At 49.5% G+C, this 17,221-nt stretch carries 13 protein-coding genes and 1 pseudogene; 9 read left to right on the top strand and 5 right to left on the bottom strand.

Going from position 1 to position 17,221, the window contains the following annotated elements; all coding sequences use genetic code 11:
• Window positions 1-87 precede the first annotated feature (87 nt).
• Window positions 88-1,152, top strand: a complete 1,065-nt coding sequence (gene dinB / locus JHL22_RS14605) for a DNA polymerase IV (RefSeq protein WP_234041323.1) — start codon at window positions 88-90, stop codon at window positions 1,150-1,152.
• Window positions 1,153-1,300: 148 nt separating this feature from the next.
• Here dinB and JHL22_RS14600 read toward each other — a convergent pair whose 3' ends face one another.
• Entirely contained in the window at window positions 1,301-1,759 is a 459-nt protein-coding gene (locus tag JHL22_RS14600) for a GatB/YqeY domain-containing protein (RefSeq protein ID WP_200239098.1), read from the bottom strand.
• Between the two features lie 63 nt (window positions 1,760-1,822).
• Here JHL22_RS14600 and JHL22_RS14595 point away from each other — a divergent pair, with 63 nt between their 5' ends.
• Window positions 1,823-2,548: an alpha/beta hydrolase family protein gene (locus tag JHL22_RS14595; protein ID WP_200239096.1), complete on the top strand. Its 726-nt coding sequence runs from the start codon at window positions 1,823-1,825 to the stop codon at window positions 2,546-2,548.
• 106 nt (window positions 2,549-2,654) lie between these two features.
• Here JHL22_RS14595 and pbpG read toward each other — a convergent pair whose 3' ends face one another.
• Complete coding sequence (gene pbpG, locus JHL22_RS14590; RefSeq protein WP_234041322.1) at window positions 2,655-3,488, bottom strand: D-alanyl-D-alanine endopeptidase; 834 nt, start codon at window positions 3,486-3,488, stop codon at window positions 2,655-2,657.
• Between the two features lie 396 nt (window positions 3,489-3,884).
• Between pbpG and purL the strand changes: the two genes are divergently transcribed.
• Complete coding sequence (gene purL, locus JHL22_RS14585; protein WP_200239090.1) at window positions 3,885-7,928, top strand: phosphoribosylformylglycinamidine synthase; 4,044 nt, start codon at window positions 3,885-3,887, stop codon at window positions 7,926-7,928.
• A 163-nt stretch (window positions 7,929-8,091) separates the two neighbouring features.
• Entirely contained in the window at window positions 8,092-9,552 is a 1,461-nt protein-coding gene (guaB, locus tag JHL22_RS14580) for an IMP dehydrogenase (protein ID WP_200239088.1), read from the top strand.
• Window positions 9,553-9,710: 158 nt separating this feature from the next.
• On the opposite strand, the gene JHL22_RS14575 is transcribed toward guaB, so the two are convergent.
• Window positions 9,711-10,436, bottom strand: coding sequence for an alpha/beta fold hydrolase (locus JHL22_RS14575; RefSeq protein WP_200239085.1), 726 nt, complete (start codon window positions 10,434-10,436; stop codon window positions 9,711-9,713).
• A gap of 175 nt (window positions 10,437-10,611) precedes the next feature.
• On the opposite strand from JHL22_RS14575, the gene guaA reads away from it, so the two are divergent.
• Both guaA and JHL22_RS14565 read left to right on the top strand, forming a co-directional pair.
• Complete coding sequence (guaA, locus tag JHL22_RS14570) at window positions 10,612-12,204, top strand: glutamine-hydrolyzing GMP synthase (protein ID WP_200239082.1); 1,593 nt, start codon at window positions 10,612-10,614, stop codon at window positions 12,202-12,204.
• 78 nt (window positions 12,205-12,282) lie between these two features.
• Window positions 12,283-12,993, top strand: coding sequence for a phosphoribosylaminoimidazolesuccinocarboxamide synthase (locus tag JHL22_RS14565; protein WP_200239079.1), 711 nt, complete (start codon window positions 12,283-12,285; stop codon window positions 12,991-12,993).
• A gap of 21 nt (window positions 12,994-13,014) precedes the next feature.
• Here JHL22_RS14565 and JHL22_RS16010 read toward each other — a convergent pair.
• Window positions 13,015-13,254, bottom strand: a pseudogene (locus JHL22_RS16010) (hypothetical protein); the annotation flags it as partial.
• Window positions 13,255-13,314: 60 nt separating this feature from the next.
• Between JHL22_RS16010 and JHL22_RS14560 the strand changes: the two are divergent.
• Window positions 13,315-13,986, top strand: coding sequence for an ankyrin repeat domain-containing protein (locus JHL22_RS14560; RefSeq protein ID WP_200239076.1), 672 nt, complete (start codon window positions 13,315-13,317; stop codon window positions 13,984-13,986).
• 60 nt (window positions 13,987-14,046) lie between these two features.
• Here JHL22_RS14560 and JHL22_RS14555 read toward each other — a convergent pair whose 3' ends face one another.
• Window positions 14,047-14,934 carry a LysR family transcriptional regulator gene (locus JHL22_RS14555; RefSeq protein ID WP_200239073.1) on the bottom strand — a complete coding sequence of 296 codons (888 nt, stop codon included), beginning with the start codon at window positions 14,932-14,934 and terminating at the stop codon, window positions 14,047-14,049.
• 102 nt (window positions 14,935-15,036) lie between these two features.
• Between JHL22_RS14555 and JHL22_RS14550 the strand changes: the two genes are divergently transcribed.
• The gene (locus JHL22_RS14550; protein WP_200239070.1) at window positions 15,037-16,014 is read left to right on the top strand and encodes a DUF1852 domain-containing protein; all 978 of its coding nucleotides are present in this window, start codon (window positions 15,037-15,039) and stop codon (window positions 16,012-16,014) included.
• 24 nt (window positions 16,015-16,038) lie between these two features.
• Window positions 16,039-17,067 carry a methionine synthase gene (locus JHL22_RS14545; protein WP_200239067.1) on the top strand — a complete coding sequence of 343 codons (1,029 nt, stop codon included), beginning with the start codon at window positions 16,039-16,041 and terminating at the stop codon, window positions 17,065-17,067.
• Window positions 17,068-17,221 lie beyond the last annotated feature (154 nt).

Raw genomic sequence — 17,221 nt, 5'->3', positions numbered from 1 at the left:
ACTTATAATAAAAGGTGTATGTGAAGTATGTAGTTAGTGCATTAAGCATAACTATGTATTGTAATCCAATTCAAGGCCTGCTTTTTGATGATGCGCAAGATTATTCATGTTGATATGGATGCTTTCTATGCTTCTGTCGAGCTTAGGGAAAATCCATCGTTGCAAGGCAAGCCAGTCGTGGTTGCCTGGGATAGTGGCCGCTCGGTGATTTGTGCGGCCTCTTATGAGGCCCGGAAATACGGGCTGCGTTCGGCCATGTCGGTGGCTAAAGCCAGGACATTATGTCCGCAGGCCATTTATATCCCCCCCAACTTTGATCTTTACCGTACGGTGTCCAGACAGGTCAGGTCTGTTTTTGAGCGTTATACCCACAAGATTGAACCTTTGTCGCTAGACGAGGCCTATCTGGATGTGACGGCTAACCTCAAGAACCTGCCTTCTGCAACCGCGGTGGCCAATGCCATCCGGGCGGATATTTTTTCGCTGACGGGCTTAACCGCCTCAGCCGGTGTGGCGCCTAATAAGTTCCTGGCAAAAATTGCCTCTGATTGGCGCAAGCCCAATGGTATTTTTGTCATTTCACCCGCCAGGGTGCAAGATTTTCTGGCACCTTTGCCTTTACAGAAAATTCCCGGGGTGGGTAAGGTCACGTTGGCTAAATTTCATCAATTGGGCATGTTTACGGTTAGTGATCTTTTACGTTTTAATCATGCCGAGCTGGCGTTCCATTTTGGTAAATTCGGCCATCGCCTGTATCAACTGGCCCGCGGTATTGATGAGCGGTCGGTAGAGTCCAACCAGCCAGCCCAGCAGATTTCAACTGAAACCACCTTTGATGAAGATATCCTGTTTGAGCAAATAGAAACGCCCTTAAGGGCATTGTGTACCAAGTTATGGGGTCAATTGCTGAAAAAGAAAAAATTCGGCTGTACGGTTACGTTAAAGCTCAAAACAAACTCGTTTCGTATTATTACCCGTTCAAAAACATTTTCTGCGCCCTTACATGGCCAGGCACATCTGCTGCAGGCTGGCCTGCTCTTGCTTGAAAGGGTCGATGATGACATCAAGAGCCATAAATTTCGGCTGGCCGGTATTGGTGTAAGTCATTTTCCCGAGGAGCAGCAAAGCGGACAGCAATTGTCACTGCTGTAAGAAGTGTCATAAGGCAGATATCAGGCATTGCACCCAGCCTGGCTAGTTTAACGCTTGCCGCGCTTGCGGGTAGCGGGTAGCGGGTAAGTGGCCCAGCGAAGGCCGCAGGTGTACATAGAGGAACACATGGCCTGGCTGGGATGGAAAATTACATCAGGCGGGCTTTGAGCTGTTTGGAAAGCTCGGACATATCAGCACGGCCGGCCAGTTTTTGCTTGATAATAGCCATGGCTTTACCCATAGCCGGGGCACCGCTTACCCCCTGTGCGGCCACTTCTTCGATGGCGGCGGTAATAACGGCAATCATTTCTTCAGGACTGGCCTGTTCGGGCAGGAATTCAGCCAGTACTTGCATTTCGGCTTTTTCCGCTTCGGCGGTTTCGGTGCGGCCTGCCTTTTCGTAGGCGGCAATGGATTCTTTTCTTTGTTTGATTTGCTTTTCAATAATGGCCAGAATATCGTCGTTGGACAGTTCTGTGCGTTCATCTACTTCTTTTTGTTTGATGGCCGCTTGCAAAAAGCGCAAAGTACCCAGGCGCTCGGACTGTTTGGCGCGCATTGCCTTCTTGATTTCGTCGGAGATGGTTTGATTTAAAGAGTCAGACATGAAAATTCCAGGGGAATGTTAAGATAGAATTACATTATTACGCAGTTTTTTATAGGCATCAACATGACAGCGCTGGTAACCGAAAGAATACTTGTTCCCGGAAAGAACGACATCAAACAATTGTTTATTATTTTTTTTGACGATACAAGGCAAAAAGATAATCTGGATGTGCTGGTGCAGCAAATATGCCAGAATTTTGAAAATGCCGCCGTGGTGGCGGTTTGCCATTACCCGGCCCAGGCAAACAAGCCTGATTCCTGGGAAGGAAAGTTGTTGCAACATCAGGCACTGTCCGAAGCGGAGCTGGGCCAGATGGTGGCACAAAGCAGTGAGCAATATCTTGCCTATATCAATGGCAAGCAGCAGGAGTATGGCCTGCCCGTACAGGCAACCGCTCTGATTGGGGTAGGTTATGCCGCCAGTGTGGTGCTAGAGTTAACCAAGGCTGAACAAGTGCCGGCTGGCCGGATCATTACATTTGGCGGGCGATTCGTGCAATTGCCCGAATCCCTGTCTATTGAACAGACCATTCATTTATTGCACGCCGATGAAGACGAGAAAGTCAATTTTCATTTTGCCCGTGACACGCATCTTCATATAGACCAAATACAGGGTGATGCCACGGTGGATATTGCCAATAAGACAAAAAACTCACTGGATCCGGTGTTAAGCAAAAGAATGATAGAGCGGTTGCTGACCTGCGTGCCTTTAAGGTATTGGCAAGAAGCCGAAGGAAGCGAGTATGAATTACGTGAAACCGGGCCCGAAGATGATGACACCATTCATTAATATTGTTTTTAGATATAAATAATCCCCGGCAAGTGCCGGGAATTATGATGTTGGCTGATGCTTATTTACCCAATAAACGGTCAATAAGCATTAATAAAAATTTGCCTTATAACAAAGTAGGGTAATCGCTTTGTACTAAATGGCGTACCCGGACTGCATCGGCAAAACGGGTAAGGCGGCCTTGTGAATTCAGCAACACAACGGCAACCGGACGGCCGTCCATTTGTGTTTTCATGACCAGGCAATCACCGGATTCTTTAATGTATCCGGTTTTTGATACCTGGATTGCCCAGTTGGAGTTTCTGACAAGACGGTTGGTGTTTTTGTATTTTTGTGTTCTCCCGTTGCTGGTGACCACTTCATATTCGTCGCTGGTAGAAAGCTGGCGAATCAGTGGCTGTTCTGAGGTGGCCTGAATTAACCTGACCAGATCGCGGGGTGAGGAAACATTCATGGGTGACAGGCCGGTGGGCTCTACAAAGCGGCTTCGGGTCATGCCAAGGGCACGTGCCTGTGCGTTCATTTCGCGCACAAAGGCTTCCATACCACCCGGGTAGGTGCGACCCAAAGCATGGGCAGCCCGGTTTTCAGAGGACATGAGCGCCAGATGCAATAATTCCCGGCGGGTAAGCGTAGTGCCGACACTGAGGCGTGAGCTGGAGTACTTGAAACGATCGACATCGCCATCAACGATTTGAATTTGCTCATTCATGGGCAAATGCGCCTTGGCAATGACCAGGGCGGTCATGAGTTTGCTGATTGAGGCAATAGGTCGTATGGTGTCGCTGTTTTTGGAAAACAGCACCTGATTTGAATTAAGATCGACCACGTAGGCAACTTCTGATTTAAGGGAGGCGCCATTATCGGCCGTGCCGGTTACATTTGGAACGGAAATGGGTTTTCCGGCTGTTTGGGCATGAGCCACAGGGGCTAGCTGCATACTTAAGGCACAAAATGCCCCCAAGCAAGCAGAAAGGGTTTTGTTTAGGTATTTTCGCATAGTCAAGAATAAATATAATTAGAATAGGGTTTTTTCAATTATAGAATTTAAAATAAAAAAAGTATATATATTAAATAGTTAGCGATACTTTTTAAATTCATTATTAAGAGATTTGGAATATTGGACAGGTTTGATTTATAAGACTTTTTTTATTGATGACGTAAGGGGCCGTGGTGGCATTATGTTGTAATTAATTGTAATAACCGGAGGCAGAGCTGGGAAACCCGGATGGCCTTGCCAATATTTTTGTCCATAAGGGTTTTTTTTCAGAGCCAATCGCCAAGGCAGGCTAAAATAGGGGCTTTCCATCCAGCTTGTTTTTTTGTGAACAAAAACGTGTCTATTTACCAATTTATTCCCGGTTCTTCAGTGTTGTCTGCGTTTAAGCGCGAACGTCTTCTTTCCAAAATAAAATCGGCAGGTATTCCCATTGCCAATGTGGTGGCTCGCTATGAACACCACGTGCTTAGTGAGCAAACCCTCACCGAAGCCGAACAGCAACGCCTGAAACAACTGCTCGACTATGGTCGCCCTGTCAATGCCGAAGACATTCAGGATAAAAAAACAGTTAGTGTGCGGGTATTGCCCCGTTTGGGAACCATATCTCCATGGGCCAGTAAAGCCACTGATATCGCCCATAACTGTGGCCTGTCTGGCATTAAAAGAATTGAACGGGGTATCGAATACCTGTTAATTCCTGAAAAAGGCCTGCTGGGTAGCAAGCAGTTTACCGAGGCGCAGCTTGGCAGCATGGCAGCTATGCTGCATGACCGTATGACTGAAACCGTGGTGGATGTCGATTTTGACGGGCAAGCCCTGTTCAGGGCACTTGAAGGCAAGCCCTTGCAAACCGTGCCTGTACTGGCACAGGGTCAAGAGGCGCTTGAAAAGGCCAATACTGAATTGGGTCTGGCACTGTCCGAAGACGAAATTGAATATCTGGTTGATGCATTTGCAACGCTGGGACGTGACCCCACCGATGTTGAACTGATGATGTTTGCGCAGGCCAACAGTGAGCACTGCCGCCACAAGATATTCAACGCCAAGTGGAAAATCGATGGCGAAGAAAAAGAAAACACGCTGTTTGGCATGATTCGTCAAACCCACGCCGCACAGCCACTGGGCACAGTAGTGGCCTATTCAGACAACTCTGCCGTTATGGAAGGTGGGATTGCCCAGCGTTTCTATCCTGATATTGCCGAAGCCGGCCCTGGCAGGTATGCCTCACATGAGCGTCTTACCCATGTACTCATGAAAGTGGAAACCCATAACCACCCCACGGCCATTGCACCGTTTCCCGGTGCGGCCACAGGGGCGGGTGGTGAAATTCGCGATGAAGGCGCAACCGGACGCGGCTCCAAGCCCAAGGCTGGGTTAACCGGCTTTACGGTTTCCAATCTTCAGTTTGAAGATGCTCTTGAGTCCTGGGAAAAAGATTCCCACGGTGCACCAGACCGCATTGCCACCCCACTGGACATTATGATAGATGGCCCTATTGGGGGCGCTGCCTTTAATAATGAATTTGGCCGTCCCAATTTGCTGGGTTACTTCCGGGTTTATGAGCAAACCGTTGCCGGGCAAAAATGGGGTTATCACAAGCCCATCATGTTGGCAGGGGGCATGGGCTCTATTGATGCCAGCCAAACCCACAAAAACCAAATTCCACCCGGTGCCTTGCTGGTTCAGCTGGGTGGCCCGGGCATGCGTATTGGCATGGGCGGCAGTGCCGCTTCCAGTATGGATGTAGGTGCCAACTCGGCCCAGCTTGATTTTGATTCCGTCCAGCGTGGTAACCCCGAGTTGGAGCGTCGTGCCCAGGAAGTGATTGACGCCTGCTGGCAGCTCCTGGACGACAACCCCATTATTGCCATTCATGATGTGGGTGCGGGTGGTTTGTCTAATGCTTTCCCCGAATTGGTCAATGATGCCGGTCGTGGTGCTATTTTTGACTTGAAACGGGTTAATCTTGAAGAATCGGGTATGTCTGCCGCCGAAATCTGGAGTAATGAGGCCCAGGAACGGTATGTGCTTTCCATTCTTCCCGAAGACCTGCCGCGTTTTGATGCGCTGGCCAAACGGGAGCGTTGCCCGTATGCGGTGGTAGGTGTTGCCACCGAAGAGCGTGTGCTGCGCGTCACCAACGGGGAAGGGCTTCCCGGTGAAGCCAACACCACGTCGCTGGATGCCGCTACCGAACTGCGTCCGGTCGATGTGCCCATTGATGTCATTCTGGGCAAACCGCCACGCATGTTCCGTGATGTCACCCGGGTTCAGTTAAGCGAAGAGCCCATTGATGTAACCGGTCTTGATTTCGATGCGGTTTGCCGTCAGGTCATGCGTCATCCTACCGTGGCCAATAAAACTTTCCTGATTACCATTGGTGACCGTTCGGTAGGTGGTTTAAACGCCCGTGACCAGATGGTTGGACCCTGGCAGGTGCCGGTAGCCGATTGTGCGGTTACGCTGGCCGATTACGACGGTTACCGTGGTGAAGCCATGGCACTTGGCGAACGTTCTCCGCTGGCCATCATTAATGCACCGGCCTCGGGCCGTATGTCTATTGCAGAAGCCCTGACCAACTTGGCCGCCGCCGATGTGGCCAAGCTTGAAGATATCAAGCTTTCCGCTAACTGGATGGCCGCTTGCGGGGTAGATGGCCAGGATGCCGCCTTGTACGATACGGTACAGGCCATTAGCGAATTGTGCCAACAGGTTGGCCTTGCCATTCCGGTCGGTAAAGACTCTCTGTCCATGCGGACCAGCTGGGAAGAAAACAACGAACAAAAACAGGTGGTTTCTCCTGTTTCCCTGGTAGTGACCGCCTTTGCGCCGGTTAATGATGCACGTGAAACCTTAACGCCGCAGCTGGTGACCGATCAGGGGAATACTTCCCTTATTCTTATTGACCTTGGTTTTGGTAAAAACCGTCTGGGTGGTTCTGTCCTGTCACATGTCATTAACCAATATGGACACGAAGTTCCCGATCTGGACGACGCCGAATTGCTGCGCAAGTTCTTTGTGACGATTCGTGCCCTGGCGCAAGATGGCAGTATTCTTGCTTATCATGACCGTTCTGATGGCGGTTTGCTGGCGACGGTTAGTGAAATGGCCTTTGCCGGACATACGGGCGTATCCATTAACCTGGACATGCTTACATTTGACCAGAACGTGGCCGATTGGGGAGATTACAAGATTCGTCCCGAACAGGTCGCCGTGCAGCGTGATGAAAGTACCATCAAAGCCTTGTTCAATGAAGAGGCGGGGGCGGTTATTCAGGTGCGTGCCTCTGATCGTGATGCGGTATTGCAAGTGTTGCGTGCCGCCGGCCTGTCCCTATGCTCTCATGTCATTGGTGGCCTGAATACCCATGACGAAGTCGAGTTTTACCGGGACGGCAAGCGGATTTTTGGTTTTGACCGTGCTGAATTGGGTAAAGTATGGAGCGAAGTTAGCTACCAGATCATGAAGCGTCGTGATAATCCGGTTTGCGCCGTGGCCGAATTAAGTGCCTGGGATGACAAGGCAGATCCAGGTTTCACGCCAAAAGTGAATTTTAACCCTCAGGAAAACATTGCCGCGCCTTTCATTAATACCGGTGCGCGTCCCAAATTGGCCGTGTTGCGTGAGCAGGGCTGTAACAGCCATGTGGAAATGGCCTGGGCCTTTACCAAGGCCGGCTTTGATGCTTACGATATCCACATGACCGACTTGCTCAGTGGCAAAGCCAATTTGTCAGAAGCGCAGGGCCTGGTGTCGGTGGGTGGCTTCAGTTATGGTGACGTTTTGGGTGCCGGTGAAGGCTGGGCCCGTACCATCCGCTTTAATAATCAGCTTTCAGAGCAGTTTGCGGCTTATTTCGCGCGCCCCGATGTATTTGCCCTGGGTGTATGTAATGGCTGTCAAATGATGGCGGCCCTGTCTCCCATGATCCCGGGTGCTGAATTCTGGCCAAAATTCACTTATAACCAGTCTGCCAAATACGAAGCTCGCTTAAGTATGGTGGAAATTGCCAGCTCTCCATCCATTTTCTTTACGGGCATGGAAGGTACGCAATTGCCCATTGCGGTTGCACACGGAGAGGGGTTTGCCAACTTCGCCGAGCAGGGAAGTAAAGAGAAAGTGCTGGCCAGCGTGCGTTATATTAATAACTATGGCCAGATTACCGAAACGTATCCGGCCAATCCCAACGGCAGTCCTTATGGCTTGGCAGGGGTAACCACCGCAGATGGCCGTTTTAGTATCATGATGCCTCACCCCGAGCGGGTAACCCGTAATGTCATGATGTCCTGGGCACCCCAGTCCTGGGGTAGCCAGGACGAAGGCGGTGATTACACCCCCTGGATGCGCATGTTCATGAATGCCAGGGTAGCCTTGGGCTAGCGTGGTTTTTCCGGTTATTTGTACCGGTTAAAAAGAATACCCATTTGCTTTGTTTGCAGGTAAACTGCCTATTGGCAAATGGGTTTTTTTATGGCAATGCGCTTAACGGCTTGAGTGCCTTATCCCTTAAGCGTATAATTTTGTTTTGCGCCCGGAGTCTTTCATGCGTTTAGTTCAAAAAGCGCTTACCTTTGATGATGTTTTATTGGTACCTGCGTATTCCAATGTGTTGCCGCGCGACACTTCCTTAAAAACCAAATTAACCCGTAATATCAGCCTGAATATTCCGCTTGTGTCGGCCGCTATGGATACCGTCACCGAGTCGCGTCTGGCCATTGCCATGGCCCAGGAAGGCGGTATTGGTATTATTCATAAAAACATGACCGCTGATGAACAGGCCCGTGAAGTGGCCCGTGTCAAGCGTCATGAATTCGGTATTGTTATCGACCCTATCACGGTAACACCCATCATGACCGTTCGTGATGCCATCGAATTACAAAAACAAAATGGTATTTCAGGCCTGCCGGTTGTTGAAAATGGCAAGCTAGTAGGTATTGTCACCAACCGTGACCTGCGTTTTGAAGACCGTTACGACGAGCCCATCAAAAACGTTATGACACCGCAAGAGCGTTTGGTTACCATGCGTGAAGGCAGTACGCTTGATGAAGCCCAAACCTTAATGCACAAACACCGTCTGGAACGCGTGTTAATTGTGAACGACAATTTTGAATTGCGTGGCCTGGCTACCGTTAAAGATATCGTTAAAAATACCGAGCACCCTTTTGCCTGTAAAGATGCTTTCGGCCAGTTGCGCGTTGGCGCTGCCGTGGGTGTTGGCGAAGGCACCGAAGAACGCGTGGCCAAACTGGCTGCTGCTGGCGTCGATGTCATCATTGTAGACACTGCTCACGGTCATTCGCAAGGTGTTCTGGATCGTGTTCGTTGGGTTAAGCAAAACTATCCCAAGATAGATGTCATTGGTGGAAATATTGCGACGGCAGCCGCTGCCAAAGCGCTGGCTGAAGCCGGTGCCGATGGCGTGAAAGTGGGTATTGGCCCCGGCTCAATTTGTACCACCCGTGTTGTGGCTGGTGTGGGTGTTCCGCAAATTACCGCCATTTCAGATGTGGCCAAAGCGCTTGAAGGTACGGGTGTAACGTTAATCGCCGACGGCGGTATCCGATATTCCGGAGACGTCTCCAAAGCCCTGGTTGCCGGTGCCTATGCCTGCATGATGGGTGGTATGTTTGCCGGTACTGAAGAAGCCCCCGGAGAAGTGATTCTGTTCCAGGGCCGTTCTTACAAGTCTTATCGTGGCATGGGTAGCCTGGCAGCCATGGAAAAAGGTTCTGCCGACCGTTACTTCCAGGAAGCGTCCAACAATACAGACAAGCTCGTCCCTGAAGGTATTGAAGGTCGCGTGCCCTATAAAGGCAGTGTGCTGGCCATTATCTACCAATTGGTAGGGGGTATTCGTGCCTCCATGGGGTATTGCGGTTGTGCCTCTATCGACGATATGCGCACCAAGCCCGAGTTCGTTGAAATCACCTCTGCGGGTGTTCGCGAATCTCACGTGCATGATGTGCAAATTACGAAAGAAGCGCCTAACTATCGAGCTGATTAATCCTGTTTAATACAGGTTAAGTCCGGCTTGGCCGTTAAGGTAAAAAACCCTTCCGAAAATTTTTCCGGAAGGGTTTTTTATTGGGTGTGCCCGTCATGAGCACATGCCAGCAGGCAAACCAGCCTCCAAATACTTCACACCAGGACGTTTAAACCTGGTTAAAACGACAGCAGCAGATCAGCCAGCAAATGTGGGTGGGTAAAGGGAGCAGCGTGAGAGGTGGGCAATTTTACAATGCTCCAGCCTTGCTGCTTTTTAGCCAGCACATGTGACTGGGCAACCGGGTCATAGGCGGGGTTGGTACATTTGTAATACGTAACTGGCAGGTAATTGCCCAGCGGATGATGCAGCGCCAGTTTGTTGGCGTAGGTGCCAATGGGGTGGGGCGTAAGCAGGCCGGCAATGGTTTCGGTTGTGTTTTCGTCATCGGGATAGCCCAGCAATACCGGCCTTGGTGCGGGTAGGGCCAGGCCATTGCATTGGGTAGCCGCTATGTTTTTCAGTTTTTCAACCGCTTTGGACGGCAGGGTGTCAAAAGGGGATTGGTCGTTTTCAACCAGGAAACCGTCCAGGTAAATCAATTGCCGGATGCTTTCAGGGACCCTGTCTGCTACCCCGCTAATGACCAGTCCGCCAAAACTGTGCCCTAGCAATACCACATTATTCAGTTTTTCCCATTTAAACAGGTTGACAATGTCGGTAATAAAGGTGTCCAGCGTAATGTTTTCATTAAGCAAATGGGATCGTTCGCCCAGTCCGGTAAGGGTGGGCGTGTATACCCTGTGACCCTGCTGGCGCAAATGCTCTGCCAGTGTTTGCCACACCCAGCCTCCATGCCAGGCACCATGTACCAGTACAAATGTTGTGGGGGTATGTTCTGTCATGTTGTCTCCTTATTACGGGTATTTATTTGTTTTTTTGAAAAAGAAGTGGGAAAGGGTGAGTCTAAATGTGTTTGCAGGGCTAAATACATTCATTTGATACTAGACTATACATTATAATTTACGCTTTATCCTGTCTGTGCTTTTAGCACAAATTGCTACATTTAATGGTCTTTATATGCATCAACGTATTTTAATTCTTGATTATGGTTCCCAGGTAACGCAGCTTATTGCGCGCCGCGTTCGTGAAGCGGGTGTTTACTGTGAAATTCATCCGGGTGATGTATCTGAAGCATTCCTTAAAGAACAGCAATCACAGGGTCTTAAAGGTATTATTCTTTCCGGCAGCCACTCATCGGCTTACGATGAAAGCTCCCTGAAAGTGCCGGCACAGGTGTTTGAGCTGGGTGTACCTGTCTTGGGTATTTGTTATGGCATGCAAGCGATGGCCATGCAACTGGGCGGCAAGGTAAGTTGGTCAGATCAGCGTGAATTCGGCTATGCCGAGGTACGGGCTCATGGCCATACCGCCTTGCTTAAAGGGATTCAAGACTTTGAAACCCCCAAAGGCCATGGCATGCTAAAAGTCTGGATGAGCCATGGTGACAAGGTCATTGAATTGCCCGAAGGTTTCAAGCTGATGGCATCAACCCCATCCTGCCCCATTGCCGGCATGGCTGACGAAACACGCCATTTTTACGGTGTGCAGTTTCACCCGGAAGTTACCCACACGGTTCAGGGTCAGGCTTTGGTCAACCGTTTTGTTATTGATATCTGCGGTTGCAATGGCGACTGGAACATGCCCGATTACGTTTCCGAAGCGGTTGCTTATATCCGTGAGCAGGTGGGCACCGATGAGGTTATCCTTGGCCTGTCTGGCGGGGTAGACTCTTCTGTGGCAGCTGCTCTTATTCATCGTGCCATTGGCGACCAGCTAACCTGTGTATTTGTAGATCACGGCTTGCTGCGTCTGGACGAAGGCAAACAGGTCATGGAAGTGCTTCATGAAAACCTGGGCGTTAATATTGTGCATATTAATGCCCATGAACAATTTATGGGCCACCTTGAAGGCGTTACCGACCCAGAGGCCAAACGCAAAATTATTGGCCGCGAATTTGTTGAGGTCTTCCAGGTAGAAGCCGGCAAGCGTAAAAATGCCAAATGGCTGGCGCAGGGCACCATTTACCCCGATGTGATTGAGTCAGCTGCCTCTAAAACCGGCAAGGCAGTCGCTATTAAATCGCACCATAACGTAGGCGGCCTGCCCGAAACCCTTAACCTGAAATTGCTTGAACCCTTGCGAGAGCTGTTTAAAGACGAAGTGCGCAAGCTGGGTATTGCCTTGGGTCTGCCACCGCACATGGTTTACCGTCACCCATTCCCTGGCCCTGGTCTGGGCGTACGTATTCTGGGTGCGGTTAAAAAAGAATATGCCGACTTGTTGCGTCGCGCCGATGCGATTTTTATTGAAGAGCTGCGCAACACGATAGACCCTGAAACCGGACGCAGCTGGTATGACCTGACATCGCAAGCCTTTGCGGTCTTCCTGCCGGTTAAATCTGTTGGCGTCATGGGTGATGGCCGTACGTATGAGTACGTGGTGGCATTGCGTGCCGTGCAAACGTCCGATTTCATGACGGCAGACTGGGCGCCTTTGCCGTATCCTTTGTTGGCTAAAGTGTCAGGGCGTATTATTAATGAAGTACGTGGCATTAACCGCGTGGTTTATGATGTGTCCAGCAAACCGCCAGCAACAATTGAGTGGGAATAAGTGGCAGGGGCAGGGTGCCTGTCCGGTGCACTGCCTCTCTTCCAAAACAAAATATTGAAACCATCAACGAGTAAACTGATGAATACCAGCGAAAAAATTTATTCCGGCAAGACCAAAGACCTGTTTGCCCTTGCAAACGGCAACATCCTTCTTGTTTTCAAAGACGACGTGACTGGCGATAACGGTGTTATCGACCCGGGTGCCAATACGGTTATTGGTCAGGTCGAAGGCAAGGGCCGTAAATCGCTTGCCATGACCGATTACTTCTTCAAGCGTCTTCACGCCGCCAACATTTCCACCCATCTGGTGCAGCTTGATCTTGAAAAAGGCACCATGGAAGTCCGTCGTGCCGAGCCATTAGGCAAAAGTATTAGCGGGGCAGGCGGTCTGGAGTTCGTTTGCCGCACCCGCCCCTGGGGCAGCTTCCTGCGCCGTTACCAGCAGTACATTTCCGATGTAGATGCCAATTTGGATTATCTGGTCGAGATCACCGTCAAAGATGATGAACGCGGCGATCCACTGATTAACGATGACACCCTTGTTGCCCTGGGTCTTGTTAGTCCGGTTCACCTTGAGCAGGCCAAAGACATTACCCGCCAGGTGTGCCGCATTGTTGAAGCCGACCTGCACGACAAGGGTCTTACCCTGGTCGACATGAAAATTGAAATCGGGCTGGTTGACGGCGAAGTCGTGGTTATCGACGAAGTCTCGGCCGATGCCATGCGCGTTATGGACGAAGCAGGCAAGGTGCTGGATCACGGCACTGTCTATGAAAGCCTGATCCGCTAGGGGTAGTGCGTTAACTAACCTTCAACTAGCATCTTGGATATGCTTGTCCCGTGGTGGTTTGGTGGCTGGGTTCGACCCAAGTTTTGGAATAAGGCGCATGTAGACTGTTGAGGCGACCAGCTCGACTATCGTTTGCATCACGATGATAGCCGGTAGCACCGGAATAGCACCGGGCACTGATAGGGCAAGTGGCAGTACGACCAGGGAATTGCGTGTTGCCGAGCTGAATGCCACAGCGCGGCAGGCAGGCGTTTCCAGCCGGGCCTAAGCTCGGGCTCCTTCATAGCCAGGCTATTTTTGCCATTGACCGGGAGATTCATCATGTTTTGTCGTACGATCTTTGCAACCGTTGTCGCTCTGTGGCTGTTGGCCTTTCCCCTTATTGGTACCGGAAAATCCATGAATGAAATGTCGTTGCATAAAGCCGCTAAACAGAATGATGCAGTGCGTGTTAGCCAGCTACTGGCCGAAGGTGCGCAAATTGATGCACGCGACGCTAGCGGGGCAACGGCGCTCTTGACGGCTACACATGCCAATGCTGTTGAGGCGGCCAAGGTCCTTATCGAAGCCGGCTCCGACGTAAACGCCAAAGATAATATCAATGACAGCCCTTATCTTTATGCAGGAGCGCGCGGTCATTTGGATATTTTAAGAATGACGTTGGCGCATGGGGCCGATCTGAAGAGCACCAACCGGTACGGTGGGACGGCGCTGATCCCGGCCGCAGAACGCGGACATGTCGAAACAGTAGGCGCCCTGATTGAGGCTGGGGTTGATGTGGATCACGTTAACAACCTTCACTGGACCGCGATACTTGAGGCAATTATTCTGGGCGATGGCGGTGAGCGTCACCGGCAAATTGTAGAATTGCTGATCAAGGCAGGTGCAGACGTTAATCTGGCAGATGGTAATGGTGTGACACCACTTCAGCATGCCCGGCGTGCCAATTATCGCGATATTGAAAAAATGCTTGTCGCAGCTGGCGGCCGCTAAATGGTTGCTGGCCGTAAAAAGCCCGCTTTATGCGGACTTTTTTGTAGGAAAAACCAAGGCTTAGAAAGAGGAACCCCGGGCTAGCGCGACAAAGGCCTGTATATAGTCAATCTCGATATCGGTTTCGCGCAAGCCCACAAAAATCTGCTTGGCAATGCCATCGGGTCCCAACCTTACAGGTACTATGGGCAGCTTGTCGGTATACTCTTCAATCAGCCAGCGTGGCAAGGCGGTTACCCCGCGACCGCTGGCCACCATCTGCAACATAATGTCTGTGGTTTCAATGGTTTTGTGGCGTTTGGGGGCGATGCCTGCCGGTAGCAAAAACTGGTTGTAAATGTCCAGGCGCTCAACGTCTACCGGATAGCTGATTAAGACTTCCTGGGTAAGGTGATGCGGCTTGACATAGGTAGCGTTTGCAAGTGTATGGTTTTTGGCAACCACCAGCACCTGTTCGTAGTCGAACACGGGCTCAAATTTCAGGCCGGGTTTGTAAAGCGGGTCGGGGGTGACCAGTAAATCAATTTCATAACCAAAAAGTGCCCCCATGCCGCCAAACTGAAATTTCTGTTTCACATCGACATCAACATCGGGCCAGGCACTTAGATAAGGTGAGACGATTTTCAGCAGCCATTGATAGCAGGGATGGCATTCCATGCCAATGCGTAGGGAGCCCCGTTCACCTTGTGCGAACTGGCGCAACCGTTCTTCCGCCAGATCCAGCTGTGGCAGCACGCGATTGGCGACGGCCAGCAGATATTGTCCTGCCTGGGTAAGCTGCAGGCTGCGGCCTTCACGTCGCCAGATATTAGTGCCTAACTGCTGCTCCAGCTTCTTCATGCTGTGACTAAGTGCCGACTGGGTAACATGTAGCATATCTGCGGCTGCAGTCATGGAGCCTTGCTGTTCAACTTGCTGCACAATGGACAGGTGGATACGTTCCAACATAATTAATGATAAATATTCATGGGTTAATGAAATAAGACCATTTTACTTCATATAAATGCTTTCCTACAATACAAGTTATTAAAATGAGAGTGACCGATCACAATGAGTAAAGAATTTGCATTTAGTATTAAGCGTATTTGCTTTGATGAAAACTATCATCCAGCAGAAAACACACGCATCACCACCAATTTTGCCAATTTAGCCAGGGGCGATAGCCGGCAACAGAATTTGCGCAACACGTTAAGGATGATTAATAACCGCTTCAATGATTTGGCCGATTGGGATAACTCCAAGGGGGATCGTTATTCGGTTGAGCTTGAGATTATTTCAGTTGATGTTGATATTGAAGGCAAGGGCGTTCCCTTTCCTGTGATTGAAATATTGAAAACCAATATTGTTGATCAAAAAGATAATATACGCATAGAAGGTATTGTAGGGAATAATTTTTCCTCTTACGTGCGGGACTATGATTTTAGTGTGTTGCTGCCAGCGCACAATAAAGATAAAAATGAATTCAGTCTTCCAGATGATTTTGGTGATTTGCACGGAAAGCTGTTTCAATGCTTCGTGAACTCAAATGTTTACAAAGAAAACTTTAATAAACCGCCTGTTATATGTTTAAGCGTTGCAAGCAGCAAGACCTATCACAGGACTGAAAACCGGCATCCTGTATTGGGGGTTGAGTACCGTCAGAACGAGTCTTCTCCAACGGATCAATATTTTGAAAAAATGGGGATGCGGGCTCGTTATTTTATGCCTGAAAACAGTGTTGCACCGTTGGCATTTTATTTTTGTGGTGATTTGCTTAATGACTATACGAATCTTGAACTGATTAGTACCATCAGCACGATGGAAACGTTCCAGAAAATTTACCGGCCTGAAATTTACAATGCCAATTCTGTGGCAGGCAAGTGCTATCAACCACGCTTAACGAACCAGGATCACTCATTAACCCAAATTGTCTACGACCGGGAAGAGCGTAGCCAACTGGCTATTGAGCAGGGCAGGCTGACTGAAGAATATTTTATGAAACCATACCAAACCATTCTAAATCAATGGGCTGCTAACTACGCCCTTTAATTAATCAAAAAAAAACTATTTATTATGAAAAAATTATTACCCACTTCAACGGCTGGCAGCTTGCCTAAACCTTCCTGGCTTGCACAACCCGAGACACTTTGGTCTTCCTGGCAATTACAAGGTGAGCAATTAATTGAGGGCAAACAAGATGCTTTACGTTTGTCATTGCAAGAACAGGAAACAGCAGGTATTGATATTATTAGTGATGGCGAGCAAACCCGTCAGCATTTTGTGACCACGTTTATTGAACACCTTAGCGGTGTTGACTTTGAGAAACGGGAGACCGTGAGAATCCGTGATCGCTACGATGCGAGTGTGCCAACGGTGGTGGGTGCTGTGGCCCGCACAAAGCCCGTTTTTGTTGAAGATGCCAAATTTTTACGTCAGCACACCAGGCAGCCTATTAAGTGGGCGTTGCCGGGTCCCATGACCATGATTGATACGCTTTATGACAGCCATTATAAAAGCCGTGAAAAACTGGCCTGGGAATTTGCCAAAATCCTTAATCAGGAAGCCAAAGAGTTGGAAGCGGCTGGGGTAGACATCATTCAATTTGATGAGCCTGCCTTTAATGTTTTCTTTGATGATGTGAATGATTGGGGTATTGCCACCCTGGAAAGAGCGATTGAAGGGCTGAAATGTGAAACTGCCGTGCATATTTGCTATGGTTACGGGATTAAAGCCAATACAGACTGGAAAAAGACGCTGGGCTCAGAGTGGCGCCAATATGAAGAATCTTTTCCAAAATTGCAACAATCCAAAATAGATATCATCTCGCTGGAATGTCATAACTCTCATGTTCCGATTGATCTTATTGAGCTTATCAGGAGCAAGAAAGTAATGGTAGGTGCTATTGACGTGGCAAGCAAGATTATTGAAACGCCCGAGGAAGTCGCCAATACCCTGCGTAAAGCCCTTCAGTTTGTTGATGCCGATAAGCTTTATCCTTGTACTAATTGTGGAATGGCACCTTTACCTCGTGAAGTGGCAAGAGGCAAGTTGCTTGCCTTAAGTGCCGGCGCAGAAATCGTTCGCAAAGAACTATCCATTTAGCGAGGTGTCGTTTTTTACTCGTTCCCAACGCTCTGAACTGACCCCAAAAAGTTGGACACCTCTTCAACTTATTGGGGTTTTTCAATGGCAAAATATGATGTGCAGTTCAAAGTCAAATTAGTAAAGGAGTATCTGTCCGGAAATAGTGGTTATC

It is taken from the genome of Advenella mandrilli (assembly GCF_016595155.1).
In the GTDB taxonomy this organism is placed as follows: domain Bacteria; phylum Pseudomonadota; class Gammaproteobacteria; order Burkholderiales; family Burkholderiaceae_B; genus Advenella; species Advenella mandrilli.
This window is presented reverse-complemented; position numbering and strand designations above follow the sequence as displayed.